The sequence below is a fragment of the Streptomyces sp. NPDC059002 genome, from assembly GCF_042740435.1.
GTDB lineage: Bacteria > Actinomycetota > Actinomycetes > Streptomycetales > Streptomycetaceae > Streptomyces.
Genome location: NZ_JBHYJI010000158.1, coordinates 1 through 1425 on the forward strand (window position 1 = coordinate 1; position 1425 = coordinate 1425).

General features: G+C 55.8%; 1 rRNA gene. It reads left to right on the top strand.

What is annotated here, in order from left to right:
* Nucleotides 1–1392: ribosomal RNA gene (locus tag ACFWZ2_RS43620) — 23S ribosomal RNA — on the top strand; the annotation flags it as partial.
* Between the last annotated feature and the right edge of the window lie 33 nt (nucleotides 1393–1425).

Genomic DNA, 1425 nt, shown 5'->3' on the forward strand with positions numbered 1-1425 from the left:
TGAGACCTGATGCCGAGCCGATTGTGGTGAAGTGGATGATCCTATGCTGTCGAGAAAAGCCTCTAGCGAGTTTCATGGCGGCCCGTACCCTAAACCGACTCAGGTGGTCAGGTAGAGAATACCGAGGCGTTCGGGTGAACTATGGTTAAGGAACTCGGCAAAATGCCCCCGTAACTTCGGGAGAAGGGGGGCCATCACTGGTGATGAGTCTTGCACTCTGAGCTGGGGGTGGCCGCAGAGACCAGCGAGAAGCGACTGTTTACTAAAAACACAGGTCCGTGCGAAGCCGTAAGGCGATGTATACGGACTGACGCCTGCCCGGTGCTGGAACGTTAAGGGGACCGGTTAGTGCGCTTTCGGGCGTGCGAAGCTGAGAACTTAAGCGCCAGTAAACGGCGGTGGTAACTATAACCATCCTAAGGTAGCGAAATTCCTTGTCGGGTAAGTTCCGACCTGCACGAATGGCGTAACGACTTCTCGACTGTCTCAACCATAGGCCCGGTGAAATTGCACTACGAGTAAAGATGCTCGTTTCGCGCAGAAGGACGGAAAGACCCCGGGACCTTTACTACAGTTTGATATTGGTGTTCGGTTCGGCTTGTGTAGGATAGGTGGGAGACTTTGAACTCGGTACGCCAGTATCGGGGGAGTCGTCGTTGAAATACCACTCTGGTCGTGCTGGATGTCTAACCTCGGTCCGTGATCCGGATCAGGGACAGTGTCTGATGGGTAGTTTAACTGGGGCGGTTGCCTCCCAAAGGGTAACGGAGGCGCCCAAAGGTTCCCTCAGCCTGGTTGGTAATCAGGTGTTGAGTGTAAGTGCACAAGGGAGCTTGACTGTGAGACCGACGGGTCGAGCAGGGACGAAAGTCGGGACTAGTGATCCGGCGGTGGCTTGTGGAAGCGCCGTCGCTCAACGGATAAAAGGTACCCCGGGGATAACAGGCTGATCTTCCCCAAGAGTCCATATCGACGGGATGGTTTGGCACCTCGATGTCGGCTCGTCGCATCCTGGGGCTGGAGTCGGTCCCAAGGGTTGGGCTGTTCGCCCATTAAAGCGGTACGCGAGCTGGGTTTAGAACGTCGTGAGACAGTTCGGTCCCTATCCTCTGTGCGCGTAGGAATATTGAGAAGGGCTGTCCCTAGTACGAGAGGACCGGGACGGACGAACCTCTGGTGTGCCAGTTGTCCTGCCAAGGGCATGGCTGGTTGGCTACGTTCGGAAAGGATAACCGCTGAAAGCATCTAAGCGGGAAGCCTGCTTCGAGATGAGTATTCCCACCCCCTTTGAGGGGTTAAGGCTCCCAGTAGACGACTGGGTTGATAGGCCAGATCTGGAAGCCCGGTAACGGGTGGAGGTGACTGGTACTAATAGGCCGAGGGCTTGTCCTCAGTTGCTCGCGTCCACTGTGTTGGTTCTGAAAC